A 9,495-nucleotide genomic window follows, 5' to 3' on the forward strand; every position below is an offset into this window, starting at 1 on the left:
TCCTATACTTAAAACATTAATATATTTAAAATAAACCTTATATTTATTAATTTTTTATTTTTAATGATTTTATTTTAAAAATTATAAAATTTAATAAAAATTAATTTTTATTAAATTCAACCTTTAATTTTCTCACTGTGAGTTAATTATTCTCATTCTTATGACTTTGACTTTCTTTGACCTTAATCATATAATATAAATATACAAAGAGATAAAAAATATCTATTAATTAGTTAAATGAAACTCCTCCCCACTATTATTCTAGGAGTAAGCTAATTTAACTTGATTAAAATCTAAAAATTCATTTAAAGGAGGTCTTTGTATGTTTGCTTTAGTACCTTTCAAATTTAATAATGGAGAAAATAACAGAGGATTAAGCATTAATGACATGTTCAATGATTTCTTTAATGATGACATGTTATCAGCTTTTAATTCAAATGGAAGTTTTAAAACTGATATAAAGGAAACACCTGAAGGATATATTGTTCATGCCCAATTACCAGGAGTTAAAAAAGAAGATATAAACATTGACTATAATAATAACTATTTAACTATTTCTGCAAATAGAAATTATGAAAATGAAGAAAAGAAGGATAACTATATTAAACGTGAAAGAAGTTATGGATCAGTTTCTAGAGGCTTTTATATAAGTAACGTCGATAGAAGTTTAATTAAAGCTAAATTTGATAATGGCGTTTTAAGTATTGAGTTACCTAAAAAAGAATTAACTGCAAATAATAATAGCAGAATTTTAATTGAATAGATTATTATTACTCCTAAAAGAAGGTGTTATAATAAATTTTAAAATAAAGCAGCTACAAAACTAAATTTGCAACTGCTTTATTTTATATCCATTTTATGGGTGTTCCCCGGAGGTGCATACATTTTTTTACAATCAATTCAAATTCTACTCCACAAAAGTAACTACTTCTTCTAAACTCTTACGTGGTGGTGAGTTTGGAGTATCATCTTCTGCAACTCCTAGAGATATCATTGCCATTAACTTATATTCATCCTTTTCAAAATTAATAAGCTCTTCAATTTCAACCTTAGAGTGAGTAGGTCCTGTCATATAACAAGTTCCATATCCTAACTCTGTTGCTGCTAACAAGAAGTTTTCTATAGCAGCCCCTATACCTTGAGCTGTTGAATTTGGAAATCTTAACTCATTTAATACTTCTTCACTTGCATTATTATCTTTAAGAATAGTTTCCTCTATCATGTAATATTCTTTTGAATATACTACAACTAATACAGGTGCATTTTTAAAACATGTGTAATAAGGTAATAAAGTCATCATTAACTTTCTTTGCTTTTCTACCTTAGCCATTTCTGCCAAGTTAGTATGATTTTTTTCTACTATATCAGCAATTTTATTTATTAATTCTTTATTTTGAATTACAACAAAATGCCATGTTTGCTGATTCTTTGGAGATGGTGCATGTATTGCAGCATCAAGCATTTTTATAATATCTTCTCTTGGTACCTCACTATCTTTAAACTTTCTAACACTTTTTCTATTATAAATAAAATCTAAATTTTTCATCTGTTACCTTCCTTAAAGCTCTCATTATTACGAAGCTATTTTTATTTTGTTCTTTTTTAACTACATACATACTTACATACATACTTACTTACTATATCTATAATTGCTACATCTATAGTTACTCCATCTATAATTGACGTATATACAAATTACCACTTATATAAATTACTAGCATTATAAATTACTATTACCCTAATTATTATAAATCTGAATCTCTTGGTTCTCTTTTAATCTTTTTAGGGAATCCTAATTCAAATTTTTCTAATTCTTCATCACTAACATTAAATGTTTTATCAAAATCATAAATTCCACTATGATTAGCTAAATATCCCTCTTCTAATTCCATTGCCATAAAAAATTCTGCTTTATCTTCTATAGACATACCTGGTAAAGTAATACCATACTTATATGCAGCCTCAAATCCTAGAGGTTTGTAGAATTTATCATTTCCAGTTATAAGTACTGCCTTATATCCTAATTCCTTAGCCCTTTCTAATGATACTTTAATTAATTTCTTCCCTATACCTCTTCCTTGATATTCAGGATGAACAGAAATTGGACCAAAAGCTATAACATCATTAAGCATTTCACCCTTTTCATTATACATTTTTGTGTATATAATATTTGCTATAATTTTGTTATCTTCTATAACAACATAATCTAACTCATTAATAAATGATTTAGTATCCCTTAATTTATGTAGTATTAAATGCTCATCACACCCTGGTTTATATACATCCCAAAAAGCTTCTCTTGTTAAATTTTCTACTTCTTTATAATGTTCTTTCTTTTCTAATGTTATATTCACAAATTTACCTCATTTCTTTTTAAAGTTTCTAAATATAAAATCTATACTAATTTAATTATATACTAATTTAATGTATCTTTCTTACTATTTGAGAGAAAACAATAATTAATAATACTTTTATTTTACATAATATATTTTTATAATAGGAGTTTAATATGGAAAATATTATTAATTACGCAGAAAAAGAGCTGGCTACTTTAAATGAAAAAGAATTTAATGCTATAGATTCTTTGATACTATCCCAAATTAGCAATATACTACTTAATAACTTGGTTGGATGTATAAATTCAAATAGAGAACCAGTAAAATTTAAAGATTTATTGAAAGCAGAGTTGTTTCCTAGAATGTTTGATAAGGTTCCTTATGAAGAATCTACTAAACAACTACTTTTTTGTCTTGCTGCAAGTCCTAGATTTAGAGATATAAGAATTAACTATCATATCTCCAAAACTGATACTATTTCTGAAAAACAGTTTTCTGCAACAACATTTATTTTAAATAATACATATGCTTATATAGCATTTCGTGGCACAGATTACAGTGTTGTAGGATGGAAAGAAGATTTTAATATGGCATTTACTGATGCTATTCCTTCTCAAATAGAAGGAGTTGAATATTTAAATACTATTGCAAAGTTGATTCCTCACAGCCTTTATGTTGGAGGTCATTCTAAAGGTGGAAATATTGCTGTTTATGCCTCTATGAATTGTAATTATAGAGTTGCCCCGAGAATAAAAAAAATATTTAGCCATGATGGACCTGGATTTAGAGAAGAGATAATAAAAAGTGATTCTTTTGCTAAAATAAAAGATAAAATACATAAAACATTACCTCATTCTTCTCTTATAGGAATGCTTCTTGAAAATCATGAAGATTATCATATAGTCAAAAGTAATAGACTTGGTGGATTAAGACAACATAACCCTTTTTCCTGGGAAATAACAAATTTTGATTTTAATTATTTAGAAAAATTTTCTGCTGGCTCTAGATATACTAATGCTACTTTACATAGATGGTTAAGTGAAGTATGTGATGAAAAACGCAAATTATTTATAGAAGCCCTATTTGATGTCTTTGATTCCACTAAGTCTGAAACTTTTATTGAAATAAATCAAAACTGGAAAAAAAACATTCCTATTATTTTAGATGCACTAAAAAATATGGATACAGAAGTAAAATCTATGATTATTGAATTAATTAAAGAATTTTCAATATTTCATATTAAAAATATTACTCATAATAATAAGAAAAATATATCTTACCTTAATAAAACCTCTAAATAAATAAGAGGATACATATACACATCCTCTTATTTTTCTATAGATAGATAACTTTTATATTATCTCTTAATCTAAAAATTAAAACTATCTACTTTCAACTCCATCCCAATTTTACTCGCTTTTCTTTTAAATCTTCTATTATTTTATTTGCTAAACTTATTGGATCAGTATCTACAGTCATAGTTGATCCTAAAATATCCTTTGTTCCTGTTTTCAGTGAAAATTTTTTATAGCTTTGCTCCCTTTTATTATTTTTAGATATAAAAAAACACTTCTTAAAATAAGAAGTGTTAATTTCAAATAAACTTTAATTAAACAACTATTAATCCTCAAATTTTTAGGAAATGAAATCTTAATATCTTAAGTTAACTGTAGATTATTGGATTTCATAGGGCTAGTCCCTCCATCACTCTTTATAACTAATTACATATTTTGGAATAATTATATCAATATATTTATCCTTCTGTCAAGCTTTTAATTTACTATTCCTCAAACATAGAAACTGTACATTCATCAATAACTTTAGTTGAGCCACCATCTATCAAGCAAAAAGTTCCTTTAAAGTTTACCAATTGTTGTATATCATTTTTAAATGTCATTTTCTCATAAACTCTAGCCTCAGCTTTAATATTACAACTAAAAGTTGGCTCTGTTATAACTCCATCTACATATACATCCTTACTTTGAACTATAACATTATTATTTAACTTATTTTCAATACATAAATTTAAATTTATTTCATCCTCTTCATTACGGCTTATTCTAATAAAATAAATCTTCATTTTATCTGTATTTACTATTATGTCTCCATCAACATCACTATTAACATCATCTTCAACTAATGCAGTATTCTCTTCTTCTGATAATTCTTCAGCAGTTACCTCGTCATCCTTTGAATTTTCCTCTATTATTTCTTCAACTTCCTCAACTACTGGTTCTATTCCTGTAAAGTCCTGAATTGCTTTATCATCACTTAAAATTTCTTTAACATTAATTAATTCACTATTACATAATTTATAGCAAGAATTTAGTCCATCTCTTACCTCTTCATTTTCTGAATATAAATCAAGAGAATTATTAAAAAGTACTACTAGTGCATCTAAAGAATATGAAAAACTCTCATTTTCTTTTCTTGAATCTTTAACAGTTACATACTCATTGTTATAATATTCATCCAATATTTTTCCAAAGCCTACTAGTGCTGATTCTAATTCTGCTCTTACCTTATTAATAAGAACTATTTCTTTTCCTTCTTTACTATATTTATCTAATAAATTATCATCAATAGAATATCTTGATGCTAAATCAATTATTTCACCTAATAATTCTCCAGTTTCGCTGAAACACTCTTCTAGTCTAGACGCTTTTTTATTCTTATTTTTATTAAACATATCAAATAATCCCATTTTAATAGCTCTCCTTTTCTTTGTATAACATTTAATTTATTATAACATACACACTAACTTAAAGTGAATCACTCCCTTTCTCCTATTATGCCTTAGTATAAATTAATATTTTATGAATAAACATTGTAATGATAAAGGAATAAAAAGGCTGGTGGATTTAAATGACATTAGACGAATTAGAAGTAGGAAAAAGTGCAACTATTGTAAATGTTGGTGGTGTTGGTGCATTAAGAAATCACTTTCTTGATATGGGCCTTACCCCTAATACACAAGTGACACTTATTAAAGTTGCTCCTATGGGTGATCCTATTGAATTATGTGTACGCGTATATGAACTTACATTAAGGCTTGCAGATGCTGCAAAAATAGAAATTAAAGATGTCACCGATATAAAATGTGTTAAAAATTATAAAGAAAGAATTAATGATATACCTCATCCACAAGTTGGCGAAATGGGAATTTATCACGTACATAAAAAAGGTGATGAATTATCTGCTAGCGCTCCTTTAACCTTTGGATTGATTGGTAATCAAAATTCTGGAAAAACCACTCTATTTAATCAGTTAACTGGTAGTAACCAGCATGTAGGAAACTTTCCTGGTGTGACAGTTGATAGAAAGGATGGAATAATTAAAAATCATCCTGAAGCTACAGTTACAGACCTTCCTGGAATATACTCTCTTTCACCATATACTAATGAAGAAATAGTAACTCGAGATTTTATTATTGATTCCCACCCTAGAGGAATAATAAATATTGTTGATGCAACTAATATTGAACGTAATTTATATTTAACAATGCAACTTATAGAAATGGATCTACCTATAGTTCTTGCTCTAAATATGATGGATGAAGTTCAAGAAAATGGTGGAACTATTAATGTTAATTTATTAGAGGAATTGCTAGGCATTCCTGTTGTCCCAATATCCGCCTCTAAAAATATGGGAATTGATGAGCTTATTGAACATGCTATTCATGTTGCTAGATTTGATGAGTGCCCTGGAAGATTAGATTTTTGTGATGAAAATGCCTCTGCTGAGCAAGCTGCCATCCATAGATGTATTCATGCAATACTACATTTAATTGAAGATCATGCTAATAATGCAAAAATTCCAGCAAGATTTGCAGCTACGAAACTAGTTGAAGGTGATTCTATTATTCTAAATAAACTTAAATTAGATGAAAATGAAAAGCAATTGCTAGAACATATCATAATAGAAATGGAAAATGAAACTGGAAAAGACAGACAAGCTTCTCTTGCTGATATGAGATTTACTTTCATTAGCAATGTCTGTAATAATACCGTTATAAAGCCTTTAGAAAGTAAATCACACATACGTAGTGTCAAAATTGATAATATACTTACTGGAAAATATACTGCTATTCCCTCTTTTATAGCCATTATGGCTCTTGTTTTTTGGTTAACATTTAATGTTATTGGTGCTACATTATCTGACTGGTTATCAATTGCAATATCTTGGTTTACAGAAATTTGTGATAAAGGCTTAACTGCTTATGGTATTAATCCAATAGTAAAATCTCTTGTAATCGATGGTATTTTGGGTGGTGTTGGAAGTGTACTTAGCTTTTTACCAATAATAGTAGTATTATTTTTCTTCTTATCTATATTAGAAGATAGTGGATATATGGCAAGAATTGCTTTTGTTATGGATAAGATACTTAGAAAAATTGGACTTTCTGGTAGAAGCTTTGTTCCTCTTCTAATTGGTTTTGGTTGCTCTGTTCCTGCAATTATGGCAACTAGAACACTTTCATCAGAAAGAGATCGTAAAATGACAATGTTATTAATTCCATTTATGAGTTGTTCAGCTAAACTCCCAATTTATGCATTATTCACTTATGCTTTTTTCCCAAAATATCGTGCATTAGTTATGGTAATTTTATATTTCTCTGGAATTATTGTTGGAATATTATTTTCTTTACTTCTAAAAAATAGTGCTTTTAGAGGTGAGCCCATACCTTTTGTAATGGAATTACCTAATTATAGATTTCCTAGTCCTAAAAGTGTTTGGCAATTAATTTGGAGCAAAGCTAAGGACTTTATAACAAAGGCATTTACCATTATTTTTGTAGCAACTATTATTATTTGGTTTATGCAAACATTTGATACAAGACTTAATGTGGTAAGTGATTCTAAATTTAGTTTATTAGCTATAATAGGTGGTTTAATATCTCCTTTATTCATTCCCTTAGGCTTTGGAGATTGGAGAATATCAACAGCATTAATTACTGGACTTACAGCAAAGGAAAGTGTAGTAAGTACATTAACTGTATTGTTAGGTGGGAATACTTCTTCATTATCTACTTTATTTACACCCTTCACCGCCTTTGTATTTCTAATATTCACATTACTATATACTCCTTGTGTTGCTGCAATAGCCTGTATAAAAAGAGAACTTGGTTCTAAAAAGGCTGCTCTAGGAATAGTTTTAATGCAATGTGGTATAGCTTGGGTTGTTGCTTTTTTAATTCATACTTTAGGAACTTTACTTGGCTTTGCTTAAAATATAATATGACTAACTAAAAATTTATATATTAATACTTTTAGGTAGTCATATTTAAATTTAATATTGTTTTATATCACTTATAAATTATTATCTTTAACTCTTTCTACTAAGTCTTTAACTTTTACCTATATATTTCTTGCTATCTTAATAAACTCATTATCATCTTTTCTATTTGGTAAGGGTGTATTAGTAATAAAATAATAGATATCCTACTTAATAAATATACAGTATTTTTATTAATTTATATCCAACTATAGTATTACTAAAAAATCTAGATACTGATAATGTTGTATATAGATTTTTTTATTAATTAATATACCAGAAATTCATATCCACCAATTGTATTTGAGAATAGTATTTATATCATTTTATAATATGATCGCTTAATTTATTAGTAAGAGGAAAGATTATATATGACTAAAAGTCAATCTAATAATAAAGAACTAATATTAAAATTTGATTTTTCTCCTTTAGAAACTGTAACGAAGTTTACTAATTTTTCAAAAGACAATGACATAGCCGTTAAATACATTATAGGAGATTAATATTTAATTAAGTTTTAACAAAAAGTAAATTTCACTTCTTACGTTAATCCATATTTGTTTCAACTAAAAATGCTAGATAAAAATTTTTTTTATTTTATACTAGAAATTTTAAAAAAAATTTGATAATCTATTTCAGTGCTTATTATCACATTATTTAAATTAGTAACTAAATTAAATATTTTGAAAGGAGATAGCTATGAATAATAAGAAAATTAAAACTCTAATTGCACTAGCTATTACAACTTCAGTTATTGCTAGTGCTAACTTAAATACTACTGTTGCTTCAGCTTATACCAAAGATGTATCAATAAACTCTGAAAGTACATCTAATGGCCAAGGAATAGCTGGATCAGTTTATGAAAAACTAATTGAAAAGGGTTGGACTAAAGATTCTACTGGTGCCTTAACTCTAGTGAATAATGCGTTTAAATTTAGAAACCTAAATGGAGTAAATGGTAAAGATGCTTCTGTTATTATTAAATGTGATGATCCAGAATATGATCATTATATACTTGAATTATTAGAATTAATGATAGGTGATCAATCTTCTCTTACCGCTATGGAATTAGCTCGTATTATAGGAAATGGTACTAGTGTAATACAAGATGGTTCAAGATTTATCAATGTTCAATATGATGGATCTGTAGATTATACCATAACTATTACTTTCTATAATTATGGATATACACCATCGTATATTATGCCTTCTTTAGATAATTATGAAATGATTAGTGCTTTAGAAGATTTGATAAATGAAAAGGTACTATGTATACCTGACTTATATAACTCATGGATTGAAGATATCAACAAAATAATCTGGGGTGGAAGCAAAAAACATCCTATAAAACTGATGGTTGACACCTCAATTAATTCTAATATAGATAATTTAACTAATAGATTAAATGCTGTTTCTAAAAATATTAATTCTGTGAAAGTAACAGAAGAAAATAATGATAAAGTTATTATAGAGTTAAAAGTTAACCTAGAAAACTTTCTCTATCATGGTAAATATAGACACTTCATATATTTAAACTTAGAAATAGATAAATCTAATACATATGCAATTGATTCAATAAATAATTTTATGAATAGCTTTGTAACAGAAGATAATAATAATGACCAAACTGTAGATAGTGATAATTCTTCTGAAGATACTAATCCAGAACTTCCTTCTGACGATATAGATGAAATTCCTGGTGATAATGATGGTTCTGTAACTCCTCCATCTGTAGATACTGATGATCAAGAAGATACAACTACTACTCCTTCTGAAGATGATAACTCTCAAAAGGATGATGAAACTGTAGATAGTGATAATTCTTCTGAAGATACTAATCCAGAACTTCCTTCTAACGATATAGATGAAATTCCTGGTGATAATG

Annotated in this window: 8 protein-coding genes and 1 riboswitch; of the genes, 5 read left to right on the forward strand and 3 right to left on the reverse strand. The window is 27.3% G+C overall.

Annotated features, from left to right (window positions below; translation table 11 throughout):
- Positions 1–322: 322 nt before the first annotated feature.
- Complete coding sequence (locus EJJ37_RS06950) at positions 323–763, forward strand: Hsp20/alpha crystallin family protein (RefSeq protein WP_133014872.1); 441 nt, start codon at positions 323–325, stop codon at positions 761–763.
- A gap of 144 nt (positions 764–907) precedes the next feature.
- Here the strand turns inward: EJJ37_RS06950 and EJJ37_RS06955 are convergent, their stop codons facing one another.
- Together EJJ37_RS06955 and EJJ37_RS06960 are read right to left on the reverse strand one after the other, a co-directional pair.
- Positions 908–1,546 (reverse strand): nitroreductase family protein, encoded by a 639-nt coding sequence (locus EJJ37_RS06955; RefSeq protein ID WP_133014873.1) that lies wholly within the window; start codon positions 1,544–1,546, stop codon positions 908–910.
- A 199-nt stretch (positions 1,547–1,745) separates the two neighbouring features.
- Positions 1,746–2,354: a GNAT family N-acetyltransferase gene (locus EJJ37_RS06960; RefSeq protein ID WP_133014874.1), complete on the reverse strand. Its 609-nt coding sequence runs from the start codon at positions 2,352–2,354 to the stop codon at positions 1,746–1,748.
- A 155-nt stretch (positions 2,355–2,509) separates the two neighbouring features.
- Here EJJ37_RS06960 and EJJ37_RS06965 point away from each other — a divergent pair, with 155 nt between their 5' ends.
- Positions 2,510–3,637 carry an Mbeg1-like protein gene (locus EJJ37_RS06965; protein WP_133014875.1) on the forward strand — a complete coding sequence of 376 codons (1,128 nt, stop codon included), beginning with the start codon at positions 2,510–2,512 and terminating at the stop codon, positions 3,635–3,637.
- Between the two features lie 313 nt (positions 3,638–3,950).
- Positions 3,951–4,056, reverse strand: a riboswitch (SAM riboswitch).
- Positions 4,057–4,116: 60 nt separating this feature from the next.
- On the opposite strand, the gene EJJ37_RS06970 is transcribed toward EJJ37_RS06965, so the two are convergent.
- A complete protein-coding gene (locus EJJ37_RS06970) occupies positions 4,117–5,040 on the reverse strand; it encodes a hypothetical protein (protein WP_133014876.1) in 924 nt (307 codons plus the stop codon).
- A 161-nt stretch (positions 5,041–5,201) separates the two neighbouring features.
- Between EJJ37_RS06970 and feoB the strand changes: the two genes are divergently transcribed.
- The 3 genes from feoB to EJJ37_RS06980 all read left to right on the forward strand — a co-directional run.
- Positions 5,202–7,565 carry a ferrous iron transport protein B gene (gene feoB, locus EJJ37_RS06975; protein WP_133014877.1) on the forward strand — a complete coding sequence of 788 codons (2,364 nt, stop codon included), beginning with the start codon at positions 5,202–5,204 and terminating at the stop codon, positions 7,563–7,565.
- Between the two features lie 416 nt (positions 7,566–7,981).
- Positions 7,982–8,113: a hypothetical protein gene (locus EJJ37_RS20990; protein WP_275547920.1), complete on the forward strand. Its 132-nt coding sequence runs from the start codon at positions 7,982–7,984 to the stop codon at positions 8,111–8,113.
- A gap of 196 nt (positions 8,114–8,309) precedes the next feature.
- Positions 8,310–9,495, forward strand: a 1,186-nt coding sequence (locus tag EJJ37_RS06980) for a hypothetical protein (protein WP_204596855.1), incomplete at its 3' end; no start/stop codon positions are given.

This window comes from Clostridium cuniculi, assembly GCF_004353185.1.
Classification (GTDB): Bacteria; Bacillota; Clostridia; order Clostridiales; family Clostridiaceae; genus Clostridium; species Clostridium cuniculi.